This window comes from Streptomyces sp. NPDC002867, from assembly GCF_053591895.1.
On sequence record NZ_JBSFUR010000013.1, the window covers coordinates 30,326 to 50,939 of the forward strand.

A 20,614-nucleotide genomic window follows, 5' to 3' on the forward strand; every position below is an offset into this window, starting at 1 on the left:
GACCGGACGATACTCAAACGCGTGTTCCTGACGATCAGTACGACCGGCACCCCAGAGCGTCCCGCGACCGACCTCGGCTTTCTGCTGCACAAGCACCCCGACAAGGCGCAGACGTTCTCCACCGCGCACGGCACCGCGCACGTCTTCTACCCCGAGGCGTCCGCGGAACGGTGTACGGCGGCACTGCTGCTGGAGGTCGATCCGGTGGCGCTCGTGCGGCGCGGCAAGGGCAAGGGCCGCGGCGGCGCGCCCGATGCCGCGCTCGCGCAGTACGTCAACGACCGCCCCTACGCGGCCTCGTCGCTGCTGGCAGTGGCGCTGAGCACCGTGTTCAAGAGCGCCCTGCGTGGTGTGTGCGGGGCGCTGCCCGGACGGGCCGAGGCCCCGCTGCCGCTGCGCATCGAGGTGCCCGCCGTCGCCGCCCGCGGCGGCGCCGAACTGGTCCGGAGGCTCTTCGGACCGCTCGGCTGGACCTCGGTCGAGGCCGAACCGATCGCCCTGGACGAGCAGTTCCCCGAGTGGGGCGCGTCGCGCTACGTACGCCTCGTGCTCGAAGGGGAGCTGCGGCTCGCCGACGCGTTGCGCCAGCTCTACGTCCTGCTCCCCGTCCTCGACGACGCCAAGCACTACTGGGTCGCTCCCGACGAGGTCGACAAACTGCTGCGCGCGGGCGAGGGCTGGCTCGCCGAACACCCCGAGCACAAGCTCATCACCAGCCGCTACCTGTCCCGCCGCTGGGGACTGACCCGGCAGGCCATGGAGCGCCTGGAGCTCGTGCGCCTCGCCGAGACCGACGACCTCCGGGTCGAGGACGTGGACAACGCCGTGGACGAGACCACGGACACCGAGGAGCGCCCCGTGCCGCTCGCCGAGCAGCGCAGGGATGCCATCCTCGAAGCGCTGCGCGCCGCCGGTGCGAGCCGGGTGCTCGACCTGGGCTGCGGACAGGGCCAGTTGGTGCAGGCGCTGCTCAAGGACATCAGGTTCACCGAGATCGTCGGCGTCGACGTGTCGGTGCGTGCCCTGACCATCGCGGGGCGCCGGCTCAAGCTCGACCGCCTCGGCGAGCGGCAGGCCGCCCGCGTCCGGCTGATCCAGGGCTCGCTCACGTACACCGACAAGCGCCTCACGGGCTACGACGCCGCCGTGCTCAGCGAGGTGATCGAGCACCTCGACCTGCCGAGGCTGCCCGCCCTGGAGTACGCGGTGTTCGGCGCGGCGCGCCCCCGCACCGTGCTCGTGACGACGCCCAACGTCGAGTACAACGTGCGCTGGGAGACGCTCCCCGCCGGACACGTGCGCCACGGCGACCACCGGTTCGAATGGACCCGGGAGGAGTTCCGGACCTGGGCCGAAGGCGTCGCCGGACGCCACGGCTACGCGGTGCGCTTCGTGGCCGTCGGCCCCGACGACCCCGAGGTGGGCCCGCCGACCCAGATGGCGGTGTTCGAGACGACGACCGACACGACCGCGAAGCAGGCGACCGCCGCATGACCAGCACCACGGAAACCACCGTCACCGCCCCGGGCCGCCGGCTCCCCGTGACCGACCTGTCCCTCGTGGTCCTCGTCGGGGCCACCGGGTCGGGCAAGTCCACGTTCGCCCGCAAGCACTTCAAGCCCACCGAGGTCGTCTCCTCGGACTTCTGCCGGGGCCTCGTCGCCGACGACGAGAACGACCAGAGCGCCAGCGGCGACGCGTTCGACGTCCTGCACTACATCGTGGGCAAGCGGCTCGCCGCCGGACGGCTGACCGTCGTCGACGCCACCAACGTGCAGACGGAGAGCCGCCGGCAGCTCGTACGCCTCGCACGCGAGCACGACGTCCTGCCCATCGCCATCGTCCTGGACCTTCCCGAGGATGTCTGCGCCGCCCGCAACGCGACCCGACCCGACCGCGCCGGCATGCCCCGCCATGTCATCGCCCGCCATCGCCGCGAACTGCGCCGCTCGCTGCGCGGACTGGAGCGCGAGGGCTTCCGCAAGGTCCACGTCCTGCGCAGCACGGCGGAGGCCGACAGCGCGGAGATCGTGCTCGAGCGCCGCTACAACGACCTGCGCCACCTCACCGGACCGTTCGACATCATCGGGGACATCCACGGCTGCAGCTCCGAGCTGGAGACCCTGCTCGCCAAGCTCGGCTACGAGGACGGCGCCCACCCCGAGGGCCGTACCGCGGTCTTCGTCGGCGACCTCGTCGACCGGGGCCCCGACAGCCCCGGCGTGCTGCGCCGCGTCATGGGCATGGTCGCCGCGGGCAACGCCCTGTGCGTCCCGGGCAACCACGAGAACAAGCTCGGCCGTTACCTCAAGGGCCGCAACGTCCAGCACACGCACGGCCTCGCCGAGACCATCGAGCAACTGGAGAAGGAGGATGCCAAGGACCCGGAATTCCGCGAGCGGGTACGCGATTTCATCGACGGCCTCGTCAGTCACTACGTGCTCGACGAGGGCAGGCTCGTCGTCTGCCACGCCGGCCTGCCCGAGAAGTACCACGGTCGCACCTCCGGCCGGGTCCGCTCGCACGCGCTGTACGGCGAAACGACCGGCGAGACCGACGAGTTCGGACTGCCCGTCCGCTACCCGTGGGCCGAGGACTACCGGGGCCGCGCAGCGGTCGTCTACGGGCACACGCCCGTGCCCAGCACCTCGTGGATCAACAACACCATCTGCCTGGACACCGGTGCCGTCTTCGGCGGCAGGATGACCGCGCTGCGGTGGCCGGAGCGCGAACTGGTCGACGTTCCGGCCGAGAAAGTCTGGTACGAGCCGGTCAGGCCACTCCTGACGGAGGCGCCCGGCTCCCGTGAGGGGCGCCCGCTGGACCTCGCCGACGTGGCGGGCCGCCGGGTCGTCGAGACGCGGCACATGGCGCGCATCGCCGTCCGCGAGGAGAACGCGGCGGCGGCGCTGGAGGTCATGAGCCGCTTCGCCGTCGACCCCCGGCTGCTGGTCTACCTGCCGCCGACGATGGCGCCCACCGCGACGTCGCGGGAGGACGCCGGCGGCGGAGGCGCTGACGGACCCTTCCTGGAGCACCCGGCCGAGGCGTTCGCGCAGTACCGGGCCGACGGCATCGGCAAGGTCGTGTGCGAGGAGAAGCACATGGGGTCGCGTGCGGTGGTGCTCGTGTGCCGGGACGCGGAGGCGGCGCGGGAACGCTTCGGCGTGGAGGGCGCCACGGGGGCTTTGCACACCCGCACCGGGCGGCCGTTCTTCGACGACGGGACGGTCACCGAGGAGATCCTCCAGCGGCTGCGCACGGCCGTCACCGCGGCCGGCCTGTGGGACGAGCTGGGCACTGACTGGCTGCTGCTGGACAGCGAGTTGATGCCCTGGTCGCTCAAGGCCTCCGGGCTGCTGCGCTCCCAGTACGCGGCGGTCGGCGCGGCTTCCGGCGCCGTGCTGCCCAGGGCCGGCGCGGCGCTGGAAGCGGCCGCCGCCCGGGGTGTCGACGTGGAGGGTCTGCTCGGCCGGCAGCGTGAGCGGGCCGGCGACGCGTCCGCGTTCACCGACGCCTATCGCCGTTACTGCTGGACGACGGACGGACTCGACGGCGTGCGTCTCGCGCCGTTCCAGATCCTCGCCTCCCAGGGCCGCTCGCTGGCCGCTGTCCCGCACAACGAGCAGCTCGCCTGGCTGGACCGGCTCGTGGAGCACGACCCGACCGGCCTGTTGCAGGTCACGCGGCGGCTGGTCGTCGACACCGGCGACGAGGCGTCCGTGCGCGCGGGCGTGGACTGGTGGCTGGAGATGACGGGCCGCGGCGGCGAGGGCATGGTCGTCAAGCCGCTGCAGGCGCTCGCCAAGGACGAGAAGGGCCGGCTGGTGCAGCCGGGCATCAAGGTCCGCGGGCGCGAGTACCTGCGTATCGTCTACGGCCCGGAGTACACCCGTCCGCACAACCTGGAGCGGCTGCGCCAGAGGTTCCTGAACCACAAGCGCTCGCTCGCCCTGCGCGAGTACGCCCTGGGGCTGGAGGCCCTGGACCGGCTCGCGGACGGGGAACCGCTGTGGCGGGTGCACGAGGCCGTCTTCGCGGTGCTGGCCCTGGAGTCGGAGCCGGTCGACCCCCGGCTCTGATCCGGTCCGGTGCGGCTGCGGGGAGGCACGGTCCGTGCCTCCCCGCAGTACGCAGGTCCGGCGCCGGACGGGACAGGGCCGTCGACGCCGCGCGTGCCCGCGAGCCGCTGGACGAGGTCGGCAGTGCCGAGCGCGAGGAGGGCCGTCGGCACGTCACGCGCTCCGGCCTGTCCGTGGGCGGCCACGTCTGCGCCGAGCCCACCTGGCGGGCGATGCCCGCCCTGGTGTCCCGGCGGACTCCACAAGGTCGGCCGTTCGCCGGGTGAAGGACCGTCCGCGCGGCGAGGATGGAGACATGGGATTCCATGTCGACTCCGAGACCGGGCGACTGCGCCAGGTCATCCTCCACCGGCCCGATCTGGAGCTGAAGCGGCTCACGCCGAGCAACAAGGACGCGTTGCTCTTCGACGACGTGCTCTGGGTCCGCCGGGCCCGTCAGGAGCACGACGGATTCGCGGACGTTCTGCGTGACCGAGGGGTGGAGGTGCATCTCTTCGGCGACCTGCTGCGCGAGTCGCTGGAGATCCCCGAGGCCAGGAAGCTGGTGCTGGACCGCGTCTTCGACGAGAAGGAGTACGGACCGCTCGCGACCGACCACCTGCGGGTCGCCTTCGACGCGCTGCCCACGTCCGATCTCGTCGAGGCGCTGGTGGGCGGGATGACCAAGCGGGAGTTCCTCGCAGGACACTCCGAGCCGACGTCGGTCCGCTTCCATGTGATGGACCTGGACGACTTCCTGCTCCAGCCGCTGCCCAATCACCTCTTCACCCGGGACACTTCGGCCTGGATCTACGACGGCGTCTCCATCAACGCGATGCGCTGGCCGGCTCGGCAGCGGGAAACCGTGCACTTCGAGGCCATCTACAAGCACCATCCCCACTTCGTGGGTGCGGAGGCAGAGACGTTCCACCACTGGTCGGAGGGGCAGGACGACTACCCGTCCACCATCGAGGGCGGCGATGTGCTGGTGATCGGAAACGGCGCGGTGCTGATCGGGATGAGCGAGCGCACCACACCGCAGGCCGTGGAGATGCTGGCGCGCGGACTGTTCGCCGCCGGTTCCGCGCGGACGATCGTGGCCCTGGACATGCCCAAGCGCCGGGCCTTCATGCACCTGGACACCGTGATGACCATGGTCGACGGGGACACGTTCACGCAGTACGCGGGGCTCGGCATGCTCCGCTCGTACACCATCGAACCGGCCGACGGCTTCGGTGGGCTCAAGGTCAGCGACCATCCGCCGGAGCAGATGCACGACGCGATCGCGGCGGCGCTCGGGCTGAAGGACATACGGGTGCTGACCGCGACCCAGGACGTGCACGCGGCCGAGCGCGAGCAGTGGGACGACGGCTGCAACGTGCTCGCCGTCGAACCGGGTGTCGTCGTGGCCTACGAGCGCAACGTCACGACCAACACGCATCTGCGCAAACAGGGCATCGAGGTGATCGAGATACCCGGCAGCGAACTGGGCCGGGGCAGGGGCGGCCCGCGCTGCATGAGCTGCCCTGTGGAGCGCGAGGCTGTATAGCGATGCATTGAGTCGTATAGACTTCCATCGTCACCGCCTTCCGCGACCCAGGAGCAGCCACCATGGCGATACATCTCGAAGGCCGCCACTGCCTCAAGGAGCTGGACTTCACGGCCGAGGAGTTCCGCGGCCTGATCGGTCTGGCCGCCGACCTCAAGGCCGCCAAGCGGGCGGGGACCGAGGTTCAGCGGCTGCGCGGCAAGAACATCGCACTGATCTTCGAGAAGTCGTCGACCCGTACGCGCTGCGCCTTCGAGGTCGCCGCCGCCGACCAGGGCGCGTCCACGACCTACATCGACCCGGCCGGCTCCCACATCGGCAGCAAGGAGTCGGCCAAGGACACCGCCCGGGTGCTGGGCCGCATGTTCGACGCGATCGAGTTCCGCGGTGACGCGCAGGACACCGTCGAACAGCTGGCCGCGCACGCCGGCGTGCCCGTCTACAACGGGCTCACCGACGACTGGCACCCCACTCAGATGCTCGCCGACGTGCTGACCATGACCGAGCACACCGACAAGCCGCTGGCGAGCGTCTCGTTCGCCTACCTCGGTGACGCCCGCTTCAACATGGGCAACTCCTACCTGGTCACGGGGGCCCTGCTGGGCATGGACGTGCGCATCGTCGCACCCAAGGCGTTCCGGCCGGCCGAGGAGGTCGTCGCCACGGCCCGCCGGGTGGCCGAGGAGAGCGGTGCGCGGATCATGCTCACCGAGGACATCGCCGAGGGTGTGCGAGGCGCCGACTTCGTCGCCACCGACGTCTGGGTCTCGATGGGCGAGCCCAAGGAGGTCTGGGACGAGCGGATCAAGGCGCTCGCTCCCTACGCGGTGACCATGGACGTGCTGCGCGCGACGGGCAACGCGGACGTCAAGTTCCTGCACTGCCTGCCGGCCTTCCACGATCTTGGCACCGCGGTGGCGCGCGAGATCCACGAGCGTCACGGCCTCACGGAGCTGGAGGTGACCGACGAGGTCTTCGAATCGGCCCACTCCGTCGTCTTCGACGAGGCCGAGAACCGTATGCACACGATCAAGGCGGTCATGGTGGCCACCCTCGCTGCTGCCGAATAGCCATGTGCCCGATTGGGTGAGCATGCACAACGGCGGTTGCCATGCCGCCTTCGGTGGGGTCCGGGCTCAGCTCGGACCCCACTTCCTTGTGTGCGGCCGTGCACGACCTGCGCGCCCGTACCGTCCGGTCGCCCAACGACCTGGTCGGCGCCGCCTCCGTGGAGTGAGCCCCGGCCGCGCGCTCAGTGCCGGGCGGGCAGGGTGAACCAGACCGCCTTGCCCCGCTCCGTCGGGCGGTGCCCGCAGTCCGAGCTGAGCGTGCGGACGAGCAGCAGCCCGCGACCGTGTTCCTGCCACGGGTCGGGCGCATGAGCCGGCGCCGCGGGTGAGAGATCGCCGGGCGACGCCGGATCGGCGTCGTGCACCTCCACCTGGCAGCCCGTGGGCAGCAGCTCGATCACCAGCTGTATGGGCACCCCGCACGGGGTGTGCTCCACCGCGTTGGCTACCAGCTCCGCCGTGAGCAGCTCGGCCGTGTCGCTGTCCGCGGACGCCTCGATGTCCGCCAGCGCTGCGCGGACCACCGCACGGGCCATGGGCACCGCTGCCGTGGTGTGCGGCAGCGCGATGCGCCAGGAGGCGGTCTCGGCGGAGTCGGCGGCTTCGGGCAAGGCGTATGTCCGTTCGGTGGCGGTGGTGTGTTCACCCTACGAACAGTCGAAGGCCGGACCAGGGATCCCAAGGCCTGCTGCCGTGACCTGTGCCAGAACCGGGACGGGATCCCAGCAGTGTCACAACACGGATATCGCGTACTCGTGACGGCAGTCACAGATGAGTGATAACTTCGAGAGGCAGGCAGCAGGCCGACCGCCCGCCGAAGGAGGCCCCACTCCATGAGCCCCTTTTCCGGTTCCGCGACGCGCACCGAGCGCTGGCGCCATCTGCGGCTGACGCTCCAGGACGGCGTGGCGCGCGTGACGCTCGACCGGCCCGACAAGCTCAACGCCCTCACCTTCGGCGCCTACGCCGACCTGCGCGATCTGCTCGCCGAGCTCTCCCGGGAGCGGTCCGTGCGGGCCCTCGTGCTCGGCGGCGAGGGCCGCGGCTTCTGCTCGGGCGGCGACGTCGACGAGATCATCGGCGCGACCCTGTCGATGGACACCGCGCAGCTCCTCGACTTCAACCGGATGACGGGACAGGTCGTCCGCGCGATCCGCGAGTGCCCCTTCCCCGTGATCGCCGCGGTCCACGGCGTCGCCGCCGGAGCGGGTGCGGTGCTGGCGCTGGCCGCCGACTTCCGGATCGCCGACGCGTCGGCGAAGTTCGCCTTCCTGTTCACCAAGGTCGGGCTGTCCGGCGGCGACATGGGAGCGGCGTACCTCCTGCCCCGGGTGGTCGGGCTGGGCCACGCCACACGGCTCCTCATGCTCGGCGAGCCGGTGCGCGCACCCGAGGCCGAACGGATCGGCCTCCTGAGCGAGCTCGTCGACGAGGGCCAGGCGGACCAGCGCGCCGCCGAGCTGGCCCGGCGTCTCGCCGACGGCCCGGCCCTGGCGTACTCCCAGACCAAGGCGCTGCTCACCGCGGAACTGGACATGCCGCTCGCCGCGGCGGTCGAGATGGACGCGGCCACGCAGGCGCTCCTGATGAACGGCGAGGACTACGCTGAGTTCCACGCTGCGTTCACGGAGAAGCGCCCGCCCAAGTGGCAGGGCCGCTGACATGGCCCCCGCCCCGTTCCCCGGCCCCGGCCCGTCCCCCGGCGGCCCGCTCTTCGCCGGGGCGGGTGACGCCGTCGCCCCCGAGACATCCCCCCGCCCGCTCCTCGCCGCGGCAGCCGACGCCGACGCCGCCGCCCCCGTGCCGCCGTCGGCGCCGGGACCGGGCCCAGCCCGCGCCACGCCCGTGTCCGGCGCTCCGCACGCCGACGCGCCCCAGGGGCGCCCCGTCCCGTCGGACGGGCACCCCCTGCGCGTCGCCGTCATCGGCGGCGGGCCCGGCGGGCTGTACGCCGCCGCGCTGCTCAAGCGGCTCGACCCGGCCCGCGACATCACCGTCTACGAACGCAACGCGCCCGACGACACCTTCGGCTTCGGCGTCGTCCTCTCCGACGAGACGCTCGGCGGCATCGAGCACGCCGACCCCGTGGTCTACGGCGCCCTGCAGGACGAGTTCGTCCGCTGGGACGACATCGACATCGTCCACCGCGGACACACGCTCACCTCCGGCGGGCACGGCTTCGCCGCCCTCGGCCGGCGCCGCCTGCTGGAGATCCTCCACGAGCGCTGCGCGTCCCTCGGCGTCCGCCTCCGCTTCCGCACCCCCGCGCCGCCCGCCGCAGAACTCGCCGCCGGCCACGACCTCGTCATCGCCGCCGACGGTGTCCACAGCGCGACCCGCGACGCCCACGCCGACGTCTTCGGGTCCCGGATCACCACTCACCGCTGCCGCTACATCTGGCTCGCCGCCGACTTCGCCTTCCCCTCCTTCCGGTTCGAGGTCGCCGAGACCGAGTACGGCGTCATGCAGCTGCACGGCTACCCGTTCTCCACCGACGCCTCCACCGTCATCGTCGAGATGCGCGAGGAGGTCTGGCGCGCCGCGGGCTTCGACGAACTCGGCGAGCAGGAGTCCGCCGCCCGCTGCGCCAAGGTCTTCGCCGAGGCGCTCGACGGCCGCCCCCTGCGCGGCAACTCCTCCGCCTGGATCGCCTTCCGCACCGTCGTCAACGACCGCTGGTCGCACGGCAACACCGTGCTCCTCGGCGACGCCGCCCACACCGCGCACTTCTCCATCGGCTCGGGCACCAAGCTCGCCGTCGAGGACGCACTCGCCCTCGTCGCCTGCGTCCAGGAGCAGCCCGACCTGCCCGCGGCCCTCGCCGCGTACGAGAGCGAGCGCCGCCCCGTCGTCGAGTCCACCCAGCGGGCGGCGGCCGCGAGCCTGCGCTGGTTCGAGGAGCTCGCGACCTACCTCGACCAGCCTCCCCGGCAGTTCGCCTTCAACCTCCTCACCCGCAGCCGCCGCGTGACCCACGACAACCTGCGGCTGCGCGACCCCGCATTCACCGGGGCCGTCGAGCGTGACTTCGGCTGCCCACCGGGCACACCGCCGATGTTCACCCCCTTCCGCCTGCGCGGACTGACTCTGCGCAACCGCGTCGTCGTCTCGCCCATGGACCTGTACGTTGCCGAGGACGGACTCCCCGGCGACTTCCACCTCGTCCACCTCGGCGCCCGCGCACTGGGCGGCGCGGGCCTGGTGATGACCGAGATGGTGTGCGTGAGCCCCGAGGGCCGGATCACCCCGGGCTGCACCGGGCTCTACACCCCCGAACAGGCCGCCGCCTGGCGCCGCGTCACCGACTTCGTCCACCAACGGGCCCCGGGCGCAGCGATCGGCGTCCAGCTCGGCCACTCCGGCCGCAAGGGCTCCACCAAGCTCATGTGGGAAGGCATCGACCAGCCCCTGGAACAGGGCAACTGGCCTGTGTCCGCCGCCTCCCCGATCCCGTACAGGCACGGCGTCAACCAGATCCCGCACGCGCTCGACCGCGCCGGACTGGCCGAGATCCGGGCGCAGTTCGCCGCAGCCGCCCGCCGCGCCGCACGCAGCGGCTTCGACCTCCTCGAACTCCACTGCGCGCACGGCTACCTGCTCTCCGGCTTCCTCTCGCCGCTGACCAACCACCGCACGGACGCCTACGGCGGTTCCCTGGAGAACCGGCTGCGCTTCCCTCTCGAAGTCTTCGACGCCGTGCGGGAGATCTGGCCCGAGGAGCGGCCCATGACCGTCCGCGTCTCCGCCACCGACTGGGCGGACGGCGGCACCACCGCCGAGGACTCCGTGGCCGTCGCCCGCGCCTTCGCCGCCCACGGAGCCGACGCCATCGACGTCTCCACCGGCCAGGTCGTACCCGACGAACGTCCCGAGTACGGCCGCTCCTACCAGACCCCGTACGCGGACCGCATCCGCAACGAGGCGGGCGTGCCGGTCATCGCGGTGGGCGCCATCTCCTCCTGGGACGACGTCAACTCGATCCTGCTCGCGGGCCGGGCCGACCTCTGTGCCCTGGCCAGACCCCACCTCTACGACCCCCACTGGACCCTGCACGCGGCGGCCGACCAGGACTACCAGGGCGACGCGGCCCCCTGGCCGCTCCCGTACCGCGCGGGCAGCCGCAAGCCCCCGACCGGCCGCACCGACGCGCCCAGGCCCCGGCTCACGCTCGGCTGATCAAGCCCTGTCGCCGAGCACGAACGCCGCCCCGGCGTCCCGCAGCCGCGCGTGCAGCCGGGCGAACACGTCCGCCGAGCGTCCGCCCGGCCAGCCCTGGGGCAGCAGCTCGGCGGGCAGTCCCGGGTCCGCGTACGGCAGCCGGCGCCAGGAGTCCAGGGCCGGCAGGTAGTCCCGGTAGGCGTCCTCGGCCGGTGTGTCCTCCCGGGCCTCCCAGGAGCGCAGCACCGGCTCGTGCAGATCGAGGAACTCCTCGTGCTGCTTGGCGATCGCCGCCAGGTCCCACCAGCGCGAGACCGCCTCCGCCGTCGGGGTGAAGCCGAGGTGCTCGCCGCGGAACAGGTCCACGTACGTGTCGAGCTGGAGGCGGCGCAGGGTGTGCTGCGTCTCGTCGAACAGGCGGGCAGGAGCGATCCACACGCCCGGAGCCGCAGCCCCGAAGCCCAGCCTGACCAGCCGGGAGCGCAGCAGATGGCGCTTGTGACGTTCCGCCTCGGGCACCGAGAACACGGCGATGACCCAGCCGTCCGCGAGGTCGGCCGACGAGCCCGCGTAGATCCGCCGGTCGCCGTCGTCGAGGAGCTGGCGGGCGTCGGCGGACAGGGCGTAACCGGCGGCGCCGTCCTCGGTGCGCTCGGGCACCAGCAGACCCCGGCGCTTGAGCCGGGACACGGAGGAGCGCACCGACGGGGCGTCCACGCCGAGGGCGCCCAGCAGCCGGATGAGCTCGGCCACGGCGAGGGAGCCCGTGTGCTCGCGCCCGTAGGCGCCGTACAGGGTGACGATCAGGGATCGCGGGGTGTGCTGCTCGGCCACGCGATCACTCTAGAGCGCGCAGGCGGAACCGCTGCAGCTTGCCGGTCGGTGTACGCGGCAGGGCGTCGAGGAAGACGATCTCGCGCGGGCACTTGAACGGCGCGAGGCGCTGCTTGACCGACGCGGTCAGCGCCTCGGCCGTACCGTCGCCCCGCACCGCGCCCTCGCGCAGCACCACGTAGGCGACCACGATCTGGCCGCGCAGCTCGTCCGGGCGTCCGACGACCGCCGCCTCGGCCACGTCCGGGTGGTGCAGCAGGGCGTCCTCCACCTCGGGACCCGCGATGTTGTAACCGGCCGAGATGATCATGTCGTCGGCGCGGGCGACGTAGCGGAACCAGCCGTCCGGCTCGCGCACGTAGGTGTCGCCCGTGATGTTCCAGCCGCCCCGGACGTACTCGGTCTGCCGCGGGTCGGACAGGTAGCGGCAGCCGACCGGGCCGCGCACGGCCAGCAGCCCCGGCTCGCCGTCGGGCAGCGGGTCGCCCTGTGCGTCCACCACGCGCGCCTGCCAGCCCGGCACGGGGGCCCCGGTGGTGCCCGGCCGGATCGCGTCGTCGGCCGCGGAGATGAAGATGTGCAGCAGTTCGGTGGCGCCGATGCCGTTGATGAGGCGCACACCCGTCCGCTCGTGCCAGGACTGCCAGGTGGCCGCGGGCAGGTTCTCACCGGCCGACACGCAGCGCCGCAGTGAGCGGATGTCGTGCCCGTCGAGGTGGTCCAGCATCACGCGGTAGGCGGTGGGCGCCGTGAACAGGACCGACACCCGGTGCTCCGCGACGGCCGGCAACAGCTGAAGGGGACCGGCCTGTTCCAGCAGCAGCGTGGACGCCCCGGCCCGCATCGGGAACACCAGGAGCCCGCCGAGGCCGAAGGTGAACCCCAGCGGAGGACTGCCCCCGAACACGTCGTCCGCATGGGGCCGCAGCACGTGGGCCGAGAAGGTGTCGGCGATCGCGAGGACGTCCCGGTGGAAGTGCATGCACCCTTTGGGACGGCCCGTGGTCCCGGAGGTGAAGGCGATCAGCGCCACGTCGTCGGCCGCCGTCGCGACAGCCTCGTACGGCTCGGGGGGCCGCGCCGCGGCCCGCCGCAGCAGGTCGTCGGGCGCGTCACCGCCGTACGTGGTGATCCGCAGCCCCGGCACCTCGGCCTTGACCAGGTCGTCGACCGACCGGATGTCGCACAGGGCGTGGCCGGCCCGCGCGATCTCGCACACCGTGGCCAGTTCCTTCGACCGCTGCTGGGCCAGAACGGTGACCGCTACGGCGCCCGCCTTGAGGACGGCGAGCCAGCAGGCCGCGAGATGAGGGGTGGTCGGCCCGCGCAGCAGGACCCGGTTGCCGGGGACCACGCCCAGTTCGGAGGTGAGGACGTGTGCGATGCGGTCGACCTGTTCGCGCAGCTCACCGTACGTCCAGACCGCGCCCTCGCCGGTACGGAAGACGGGCCGGCCCGCGCCGTGGCGCCCGATCGTGCCGTCCAGGAGCTCCGCAGCGCAGTTGAGGCGCCGCGGGTACTGGAGCGAGGGCAGGTCGAAGAGGATGTCCGGCCACTCCCCGCCGGGCGGCAGATGGTCGCGCGCGAAGGTGTCCAGGTGGGCCGAGGGTGTCAGCTCCATGGGTTCGCCCCTCTTCTGGTGGTGGGGTCGCGAAACGAGCGTATCGTGATGGTGACGACAGTCAACGGTGCGCGATACTGTGCTTTTCGCCGGGGAGTACCCCGCGCCTCCGGCCGTCCGAAGTGGGGAGCGAATGCCCGTATTCTCACTTGATCCGGTACAGACCGCCTGGTGCGCCGAGCTGCGCGCCACGGCCGTGACCCGATTGGCTCCGCTCGCCGAGAAGGGCGAACCGGGCCACGTCAACCGCCCCTTGGTGACCGCCCTCGGCGAACTCGGCCTGCTGGAGCGCCTCTTCACGGCAGGCGCCCTCGAACTGTGCCTGCTGCGCGAGTCCCTGGCGTACGGCTGCACGGAGGCCGAGACCGCCCTCGCGCTCCAGGGCCTCGGCACCTTTCCCCTCGTCCAGGCGGGTACCGAGGAGCAGCGCCGGCGCTGGCTGCCCGAGGTTGTCGCCGGACGGGCCGTCGCGGCCTTCGCGCTGAGCGAGCCCGACGCCGGTTCGGACGCCGCCGCGCTCACGCTGAAGGCGGTGCCCGACGGCCGCGGCTGGCGCCTGAGCGGCGAGAAGCGCTGGATCTCCAATGCACCGGAGGCCGACTTCTACTCCGTCTTCGCACGGACCACCGAAGGCGCGGGAGCCCGCGGCGTCACCGCGTTCCTCGTCCCCGCCGACCGTCCCGGACTGAGCGGCACGCCGCTCGACATGCTCTCCCCGCACCCGATCGGTGCCCTGGCCTTCGACGACGTCCCCGTGACCGCCGACGACCTGCTCGGCGAGCCGGACCGCGGCTTCCGCGTCGCGATGAACACGCTCAACCTCTTCCGGCCCAGTGTCGGAGCGTTCGCGGTGGGCATGGCGCGCGCCGCCCTGGACGCGACCCTCACGCACACCGCGCACCGCAGGGCCTTCGGCGGCACGCTGGGCGACCTGCAGTCGGTGGCCCACACGGTCGCCGAGATGGCCACCCGTACCGAGGCCGCCCGCCTGATGGTGTACGCGGCGGCCTGCGCGTACGACGAGGGGGCGGCCGACGTGCCGACGCGGTCCGCGATGGCCAAACTGCTCGCGACCGAGACCGCCCAGTACGTCGTCGACTCGGCCGTCCAACTGCACGGCGCCCGCGCCCTCCAGCGCGGCCACCTGCTCGAACACCTCTACCGAGAGGTCCGCGCCCCCCGGATCTACGAGGGCGCGACCGAGGTCCAGCGCACGATCATCGCCAAGGAGCTGTACGCCGAGGAGGCGGCCCGATGAGCCTGCAACGGCACAACCCGGCGGAGCTGTCGCCCCCCACCGGTTTCTCCCACGCCGTCACCGCGTCCGGTACGCGGCTGGTGTTCCTGGCCGGGCAGACCGCTCTGGACACCGACGGCAAGGTCGTGGGGACCACGCTGCCCGAGCAGTTCGAGACGGCCCTGACCAACCTGCTCGCCGCTCTCGCCGCGGCCGGCGGCACTCCGCACGACCTCGCCCGCGTCACCGTCTACGCCACCGACGTGGCCGACTACCGGGCGCACGTCGTCGAACTGGGCCGCATCTGGCGCCGTCTGGCGGGCCGCGACTACCCGGCGATGGCCGTGATCGGCGTGGTCAGGCTGTGGGACGACGCCTGCCTGGTCGAGGTGGACGGAACGGCCGTACTGCCCTGACGGCGACCCCGCGTCCCCCCGCCCGGCGTCCCCGGCACGATGATCTCCCTTGTCTGCAAGGTGCCCGGCGGCATCGCGCTGATGGTGAGGGTGCTGGGGCTCGAGGCGTTGCGCAGGCTGCCGATCGGCATCGGCGCCCTCGTGAAGCACCCGGTCCCGGACACTGCTCGAAGCGGCCGAGGAACTGTCCTCCTTCGACAGGCCGGCCATGGTGGTCTGGGCGGCCGACGACCGCATGATGCCGCGCGAGCACGGCCGCCGGCTGGCCGAACTGCTGCCGCGCGGAGGGCTGTTGGAGATCGAGGACAGCTGCACGCTGGTGGCGGAGGACCAACCGGAGAAACTGGCCTCCGCACTGCGGTCCTTCGTCGCCGAACGGGCCGGTGACCGCCCATGATCGAGTGGTGACCCCCCAAGGGCCGGGCTTAACGTCGAAACAGTGGACTGAACCGCTTCAAACCTGCCGAACGGGTGATATCCGCACAGGATTCCCCACCACAGAGGCACGATGCGCCATGACGACCCCGCAGCCGACACCAGCCCTCTCGGACAGCACCCCCGACAAGGGCGGCGGCGGAAACGGGATGGCACTTCTGGTCATCGCCTCCTGCCAGCTGATGGTGGTCCTCGACATCACCATCGTGAACATCGCCCTGCCGCACATCCAGACCTCGCTGGACTTCTCCACCACCACCCTGTCGTGGGTGCTCAACGCCTACACGCTGACCTTCGGCGGGCTGCTGCTGCTCGGCGGGCGCGCCGGTGACATCCTGGGCCGTCGCCGGGTGTTCGTCTCCGGCATCCTGCTGTTCGTCGTCGCCTCGCTGCTCGGCGGGCTGGCGCAGAACGCCGGACAGCTCCTCGCCGCCCGTGCCCTCCAAGGCGTCGGCGGCGCGATCGCCTCTCCCACCTCGCTGGCGCTGATCAGCACCACCTTCAAGGAGGGCCCGGAGCGCAACCGGGCCTTCGGCGTCTTCGCGGCCGTCTCGGCCGGCGGCGGCGCGATCGGCCTGCTGGCGGGCGGCATGCTCGTCGAATGGCTCGACTGGCGCTGGGTGCTGTTCGTCAACGTGCCGATAGGTCTGCTGATCGCGATCGCCGCACCGCGCTGGATCAAGGAGTCCGAGCGGCACCCGGGCCACTTCGACCTCCTCGGCGCCCTGACCTCCACCCTCGGCATGGCGGCGCTCGTCTACGGGTTCATCCGCGCGGCGCAGGAGGGCTGGCGCGACGCGCTCACCCTGGCGTCCTTCGGGGCGGCCCTGGTGATGCTCGCCGCCTTCGTCACCGTCGAGCGGCGTTCGAAGCAGCCGATCACCCCGCTGCACATGTTCGCCGACCGCAACCGGGCGGGCACGTACAGCATCATGCTGTGCCTCGCGGCGGCGATCTTCGGGATGTTCTTCTTCCTCACCCTCTTCGTCCAGAACGTGCTGGACTTCAGCCCTCTCCAGGCCGGGCTCGCCTTCCTGCCGGTCAGCGCCGTGATCGCGGTCGGCGCCGGACTCGCCTCGCACCTGCTGCCGAAATACGGCCCGAAGCCGTTCATGGTGACCGGTGCGCTCCTGGCCGCGGCCGGGCTGGCGTGGCTGACACTGACCGACGTCCACTCCACGTACGCCGGCAGCGTCCTGGGGCCGATGCTGGTCTTCAGTCTCGGCATGGGCATGCAATTCGTCTCGATCACCCTGATGGCGCTCTCCCGGGTCCCGATGCACGAGTCCGGTGCGGCTTCCGGCCTGCTGAACACCACGCAGCAGGTGGGCGGTTCCCTCGGACTGTCCATCCTGGTCACGGTCTTCGGCACGGCGAGCACCAACGAGGCCAAGGACCAGATCCCCCGCTTCATGGCCCAGGCGACACCGGCGGAACGGATCCGTTTCGAGCGCACCGGGCAGCTGCCGGCGCCGTGGAGCGACGAGATCCTGACCTCCGGTGTGTCCGCCGCCTTCATCGTGGCCGCCGCCTTCACCGCCGTCGCCGCGGTGCTCGCGCTGCTCGTCATCCAGGTCCGCCCCGACGACCTGGAACGCCTCAAGGGCGGGGTGAAGCCCGGGCCCTGAGCCTCCGGGGGCCGCCCCGGTCAGGACCGGCGGCCGGAGCCTCGTACGGCCCGTGCGAGGGCCCCGGCACATCCTCGTGCCGGGGCCCTCATCCGAGTGGTCGCGACAGGCTCAGCTCATCGCAGAGGGACCTAGGCTGCGTCCGCGTCCGCGCTCGCCCCGGGCACCGACTGCCATGGCCAGGGCGCAGAGCAGGGCGACAACGCCGACGATCACGTTGTTGACGACGGTCCGCGTGGTGTCGACGTTTCCGGCGACGAGCCACGGCGCGATGATCGTGAAGGCGCCTATGGCGCATCCTGCCCATGCCATGGCATGGGTGCGTTCGTACGCCGATCCCAGGCCGCCCATGCAGGCTGCGTAGGCGATACCGAGGATCAGGTTGGTCACCGCGAGGGCGGTGAGGCCGCTGAATCCGGCTATCCACGGCGATGCCGCCAGGTAGACGCCGGTCAGTATTGCCAGGGCTTCGACGGCCTGGGCCGCGGGATTGGTCGTCGCCCGCTCGAAGCGGGAACGCATCTCGGCCAGGTCCGGGTGTTGTGTGATGTCTGAACGGGTGGTCATGGTGGGCCGCCTCCTGCCAGCAGCCTTATCTGTCCTTTATGTCCATGGAACGCCTGTCGGACCGCGAGGTCAATGGGTGACTTCCTGGTGTCCGGCCCCACGGGCACCGCGCCGGAGCTCCTCACGCCGAAGGCCTGTCGTCGCTCCCGCCGGATGCCCGGCCGACGTCCACATCGTTGCGTTACCGGCTCTCGCGGGCAGTCCGCCCATCCGCGCCCGCGGCTTCGCCGTCGGTCTGGCGAGCTGCGCCGCCGATGTCGCCGACCAGGCCGGAACTCGCCGGCATGAAGCCCCGCAGACGCTCTACCTGCCGGGCAAGCCGGACGTCACCCGCTCGATCCACGCCACCGAGACCGAGCTGATGAAGATCGGAAGGATCGACCCGACGAACGGGTTCTTCTCCAACACGTTCGCCCACAAGGGCGCCTCGTCCTCCGACGACCTGTACAACGCCGTCAAGGACATCGTGGCCGGGCGCAAGCCGCCCTCCTCCTGCAAGAAGGAGGTCCTGCCCAAGTGGCGCCGGGACGCCGGCGACGCCATGCGCCGCGAGTACGAGAAGGCCGTCGCCGCGAGCAAGTGACGCCCGCTCTACCGGAACAGGACCCGCACGACTGGCCGCAGACCCGGCGCCGGGACCTGCACCACGTCGTGGAGTCGAGGACGTCTCCGTGATGAACATGCGGCTGGACAACGGTGTGATCGCCGCCTGCCAACAGCGCCACTTCAGCCCGGACTGCTTCCGCAACTGCACGGTCATCGGCACCGAGGGCCGGCTGGAGAACTTCGGAGACCGCCCGGGCGACGAGGTACGGGTGTGGAACACCGGCCCGACCGGCTACCGCACCGACGCCGACGTGGTCCACCGGGTCCCCGAACGCGCAGGGCTCGCACGGCGGGGCGGACGCCCGGATCGTCGACGAGTTCTGCCGCTTCGTGCGGGAGGGCGGCGTCACCGACACCTCCCCGGTGGCGGCCCGCATGAGCGTCGCCGCGGGCGTGATGGCGACCCGCTCCCCGCGCGACCGGGGCGCACGTACGAGGTGCCCCCACGGGATCCGGCCCTGCTGGCCTACCTCACGAACGGCCAAGGGGGCGCGGGCAGCGGCCCGCTGCGCTGACGCACACCCGCGGCCACCGAGGCGCGTCGGCGGCCGCGGGCTCATCGGTGCGGGGCGTGGGTCAGATGTCCCGGAAGATCTCGATCTGCGCGCCGACCGTGTTCAGCCGCTCCGCCAGGTCCTCGTACCCCCGGTTGATGACGTACACGTTCCGCAGCACCGACGTGCCCTCCGCCGCCATCATCGCGAGGAGGACGACCACCGCCGGGCGCAGTGCCGGCGGGCACATCATCTCCGCCGCGCGCCAGCGGGTGGGGCCCTCCACCAGGACCCGGTGCGGGTCGAGCAACTGGAGCCGGCCGCCCAGGCGGTTGAGGTCCGTGAGATAGATCGCACGGTTGTCGTAGACCCAGTCGTGGATCAGCGTCTGGCCCTGCGCCACGGCCGCGATCGCAGCGAAGAACGGCACGTTGTCGATGTTCAGGCCGGGGAACGGCATGGGGTGGATCTTGTCGATCGGCGCCTCCAGCTTGGACGGCCGCACGGTCAGGTCCACCAGACGGGTGCGCCCGTTGTCCGCTGCATACTCGCCGGAACGGTCGTGGTCGAGGCCCATCTCCTCCAGGACCGCCAGCTCGATCTCCAGGAACTCGATGGGCGCCCGGCGGATCGTCAGCTCCGACTCGGTCACCACGGCGGCGGCGATCAGGCTCATCGCCTCGACCGGGTCCTCGGAGGGGGAGTAGTCGACGTCCACGTCGATGTTCGGCACGCCGTGCACGGTCAGCGTCGTGGTGCCGATGCCCTCGACCTTGACGCCCAGCGCCTCCAGGAAGAAGCACAGGTCCTGGACCATGTAGTTGGAGGAGGCGTTGCGGATGACGGTCACGCCGTCGTGGCGCGCGGCGGCCAGCAGCGCGTTCTCGGTCACCGTGTCGCCGCGCTCGGTCAGGACGATCGGCCGGTCCGGCGATGTCGAACGGTCCACCCGGGCGTGGTAGATGCCCTCGGTCGCCGTGATGTCCAGGCCGAAGCGGCGCAGGGCGATCATGTGGGGCTCGATGGTCCGGGTCCCGAGGTCGCACCCACCGGCGTACGGCAGGCGGAACGTGTCCATCCGGTGCAGCAGCGGCCCGAGGAACATGATGATCGAACGCGTGCGGCGCGCGGCGTCGGCGTCCATGGAGTCCATGTCGAGACCGGCGGGCGGCACGATCTCGAGGTCCATGCCCTCGTTGATCCAACGGGTGCGCACACCGATCGAGTTGAGCACTTCGAGCAGGCGGTAGACCTCTTCGATGCGGGCTACGCGCCGCAGCACGGTCCGCCCCTTGTTGAGCAGCGAGCCGCACAGCAGCGCCACGCACGCGTTCTTGCTCGTCTTGACGTCGATGGAACCGGAGAGACGGCGTCCGCCGACGACTCGGAGATGCATGGGCCCCGCGTAACCGAGCGAGACGATTTCACTGTCGAGCGCCTCACCGATGCGCGCGATCATCTCAAGGCTGATGTTCTGATTGCCGCGCTCGATACGGTTGACGGCGCTCTGGCTGGTGCCGAGCGCCTCGGCAAGCTGACTCTGTGTCCAGCCACGATGCTGACGGGCGTCACGGATGAGCTTGCCGATACGTACGAGGTAGTCGTCTGCCATGGCTGGAGGCTATCTCACATATGAGATGCGATCGTACGGGCATGGGCTGTTGGAGTGATGCCGCCTTCCGGGGTGGCCGTTCGCCTGTTGGCGTGCATTCGAGGGGAGTTCACCCTCTTGTGCCCGAAATCTGACAGAACATACCGCAAACGTCCGCGCAGTCGGCGTCGACAGCGGGGGGAGTGTCGCTGCGCAGGTCGCGACGCGCGGTCCATGCCGGCGCCTCGGCCGGCCGGGCGGTGCGGGCGGCGTCTGACGGAGTGTCGGTTGCGTGCCGAGGGGCGCGTCGGGGCCGAGCCTCCTCGCGGGGCGGAGCGCGTACCGGA

The 20,614-nt window shown here is 71.5% G+C and carries 16 protein-coding genes and 1 pseudogene; 12 read left to right on the forward strand and 5 right to left on the reverse strand.

What is annotated here, in order from left to right; genetic code table 11:
* Positions 1–21: 21 nt before the first annotated feature.
* The 4 genes from ACWD0A_RS15190 to argF all read left to right on the forward strand — a co-directional run bounded on the left by ACWD0A_RS15190 (position 22) and on the right by argF (position 6,680).
* A complete protein-coding gene (locus ACWD0A_RS15190) occupies positions 22–1,494 on the forward strand; it encodes a 3' terminal RNA ribose 2'-O-methyltransferase Hen1 (RefSeq protein ID WP_451298184.1) in 1,473 nt (490 codons plus the stop codon).
* Positions 1,491–4,082, forward strand: a complete 2,592-nt coding sequence (locus ACWD0A_RS15195; RefSeq protein WP_451298186.1) for a polynucleotide kinase-phosphatase — start codon at positions 1,491–1,493, stop codon at positions 4,080–4,082. The genes ACWD0A_RS15190 and ACWD0A_RS15195 overlap by 4 nt, the downstream gene beginning before the upstream one ends.
* A 295-nt stretch (positions 4,083–4,377) precedes the next feature.
* Complete coding sequence (locus ACWD0A_RS15200; protein ID WP_451298188.1) at positions 4,378–5,610, forward strand: arginine deiminase; 1,233 nt, start codon at positions 4,378–4,380, stop codon at positions 5,608–5,610.
* Between the two features lie 62 nt (positions 5,611–5,672).
* A complete protein-coding gene (gene argF, locus ACWD0A_RS15205) occupies positions 5,673–6,680 on the forward strand; it encodes an ornithine carbamoyltransferase (RefSeq protein ID WP_451298190.1) in 1,008 nt (335 codons plus the stop codon).
* A gap of 182 nt (positions 6,681–6,862) precedes the next feature.
* Here argF and ACWD0A_RS15210 read toward each other — a convergent pair whose 3' ends face one another.
* Complete coding sequence (locus ACWD0A_RS15210) at positions 6,863–7,291, reverse strand: ATP-binding protein (RefSeq protein ID WP_451298192.1); 429 nt, start codon at positions 7,289–7,291, stop codon at positions 6,863–6,865.
* Between the two features lie 222 nt (positions 7,292–7,513).
* Between ACWD0A_RS15210 and ACWD0A_RS15215 the strand changes: the two genes are divergently transcribed.
* Together ACWD0A_RS15215 and ACWD0A_RS15220 are read left to right on the forward strand one after the other, a co-directional pair.
* Positions 7,514–8,341, forward strand: coding sequence for an enoyl-CoA hydratase family protein (locus ACWD0A_RS15215; protein ID WP_451298194.1), 828 nt, complete (start codon positions 7,514–7,516; stop codon positions 8,339–8,341).
* A gap of 1 nt (position 8,342) precedes the next feature.
* On the forward strand, positions 8,343–10,856 hold the full coding sequence (locus ACWD0A_RS15220; RefSeq protein ID WP_451298196.1) for a bifunctional salicylyl-CoA 5-hydroxylase/oxidoreductase: 2,514 nt from the start codon (positions 8,343–8,345) through the stop codon (positions 10,854–10,856).
* On the opposite strand, the gene ACWD0A_RS15225 is transcribed toward ACWD0A_RS15220, so the two are convergent.
* Both ACWD0A_RS15225 and ACWD0A_RS15230 read right to left on the reverse strand, forming a co-directional pair.
* Positions 10,857–11,672 (reverse strand): PaaX family transcriptional regulator, encoded by an 816-nt coding sequence (locus ACWD0A_RS15225; RefSeq protein WP_451298198.1) that lies wholly within the window; start codon positions 11,670–11,672, stop codon positions 10,857–10,859.
* Between the two features lie 4 nt (positions 11,673–11,676).
* Complete coding sequence (locus tag ACWD0A_RS15230; RefSeq protein WP_451298200.1) at positions 11,677–13,293, reverse strand: AMP-binding protein; 1,617 nt, start codon at positions 13,291–13,293, stop codon at positions 11,677–11,679.
* Positions 13,294–13,426: 133 nt separating this feature from the next.
* On the opposite strand from ACWD0A_RS15230, the gene ACWD0A_RS15235 reads away from it, so the two are divergent.
* The 4 genes from ACWD0A_RS15235 to ACWD0A_RS15250 all read left to right on the forward strand — a co-directional run bounded on the left by ACWD0A_RS15235 (position 13,427) and on the right by ACWD0A_RS15250 (position 17,009).
* A complete protein-coding gene (locus ACWD0A_RS15235) occupies positions 13,427–14,551 on the forward strand; it encodes an acyl-CoA dehydrogenase family protein (RefSeq protein WP_451298202.1) in 1,125 nt (374 codons plus the stop codon).
* Complete coding sequence (locus ACWD0A_RS15240) at positions 14,548–14,946, forward strand: RidA family protein (protein ID WP_307712940.1); 399 nt, start codon at positions 14,548–14,550, stop codon at positions 14,944–14,946. The genes ACWD0A_RS15235 and ACWD0A_RS15240 overlap by 4 nt, the downstream gene beginning before the upstream one ends.
* Before the next feature lie 208 nt (positions 14,947–15,154).
* Positions 15,155–15,343, forward strand: a complete 189-nt coding sequence (locus ACWD0A_RS15245) for an alpha/beta fold hydrolase (RefSeq protein WP_451298205.1) — start codon at positions 15,155–15,157, stop codon at positions 15,341–15,343.
* Between the two features lie 187 nt (positions 15,344–15,530).
* A complete protein-coding gene (locus ACWD0A_RS15250) occupies positions 15,531–17,009 on the forward strand; it encodes an MFS transporter (protein WP_451298385.1) in 1,479 nt (492 codons plus the stop codon).
* 111 nt (positions 17,010–17,120) lie between these two features.
* Here the strand turns inward: ACWD0A_RS15250 and ACWD0A_RS15255 are convergent, their stop codons facing one another.
* The gene (locus ACWD0A_RS15255) at positions 17,121–17,576 is read right to left on the reverse strand and encodes an SPW repeat protein (RefSeq protein WP_451298207.1); all 456 of its coding nucleotides are present in this window, start codon (positions 17,574–17,576) and stop codon (positions 17,121–17,123) included.
* Between the two features lie 76 nt (positions 17,577–17,652).
* On the opposite strand from ACWD0A_RS15255, the gene ACWD0A_RS15260 reads away from it, so the two are divergent.
* Together ACWD0A_RS15260 and ACWD0A_RS15265 are read left to right on the forward strand one after the other, a co-directional pair.
* Positions 17,653–18,159 (forward strand): hypothetical protein, encoded by a 507-nt coding sequence (locus tag ACWD0A_RS15260; protein WP_451298209.1) that lies wholly within the window; start codon positions 17,653–17,655, stop codon positions 18,157–18,159.
* Positions 18,160–18,176: 17 nt separating this feature from the next.
* Positions 18,177–18,697, forward strand: a pseudogene (locus ACWD0A_RS15265) (Gfo/Idh/MocA family oxidoreductase); the annotation flags it as partial.
* Between the two features lie 61 nt (positions 18,698–18,758).
* Here ACWD0A_RS15265 and ACWD0A_RS15270 read toward each other — a convergent pair.
* Positions 18,759–20,288: a helix-turn-helix domain-containing protein gene (locus ACWD0A_RS15270; protein WP_451298211.1), complete on the reverse strand. Its 1,530-nt coding sequence runs from the start codon at positions 20,286–20,288 to the stop codon at positions 18,759–18,761.
* Positions 20,289–20,614: the final 326 nt, after the last annotated feature.

Coding starts and splice junctions, on each gene's coding strand:
- ACWD0A_RS15270 (WP_451298211.1), bottom strand. CDS start 20,288: ATGGCAGACGACTACCTCGTACGTATCGGCAAGCTCATCCGTGACGCC.
- ACWD0A_RS15215 (WP_451298194.1), top strand. CDS start 7,514: ATGAGCCCCTTTTCCGGTTCCGCGACGCGCACCGAGCGCTGGCGCCAT.
- ACWD0A_RS15230 (WP_451298200.1), bottom strand. CDS start 13,293: ATGGAGCTGACACCCTCGGCCCACCTGGACACCTTCGCGCGCGACCAT.
- ACWD0A_RS15245 (WP_451298205.1), top strand. CDS start 15,155: ATGGTGGTCTGGGCGGCCGACGACCGCATGATGCCGCGCGAGCACGGC.
- ACWD0A_RS15195 (WP_451298186.1), top strand. CDS start 1,491: ATGACCAGCACCACGGAAACCACCGTCACCGCCCCGGGCCGCCGGCTC.
- ACWD0A_RS15200 (WP_451298188.1), top strand. CDS start 4,378: ATGGGATTCCATGTCGACTCCGAGACCGGGCGACTGCGCCAGGTCATC.
- argF (WP_451298190.1), top strand. CDS start 5,673: ATGGCGATACATCTCGAAGGCCGCCACTGCCTCAAGGAGCTGGACTTC.
- ACWD0A_RS15240 (WP_307712940.1), top strand. CDS start 14,548: ATGAGCCTGCAACGGCACAACCCGGCGGAGCTGTCGCCCCCCACCGGT.
- ACWD0A_RS15255 (WP_451298207.1), bottom strand. CDS start 17,576: ATGACCACCCGTTCAGACATCACACAACACCCGGACCTGGCCGAGATG.
- ACWD0A_RS15235 (WP_451298202.1), top strand. CDS start 13,427: ATGCCCGTATTCTCACTTGATCCGGTACAGACCGCCTGGTGCGCCGAG.
- ACWD0A_RS15220 (WP_451298196.1), top strand. CDS start 8,343: ATGGCCCCCGCCCCGTTCCCCGGCCCCGGCCCGTCCCCCGGCGGCCCG.
- ACWD0A_RS15250 (WP_451298385.1), top strand. CDS start 15,531: ATGGCACTTCTGGTCATCGCCTCCTGCCAGCTGATGGTGGTCCTCGAC.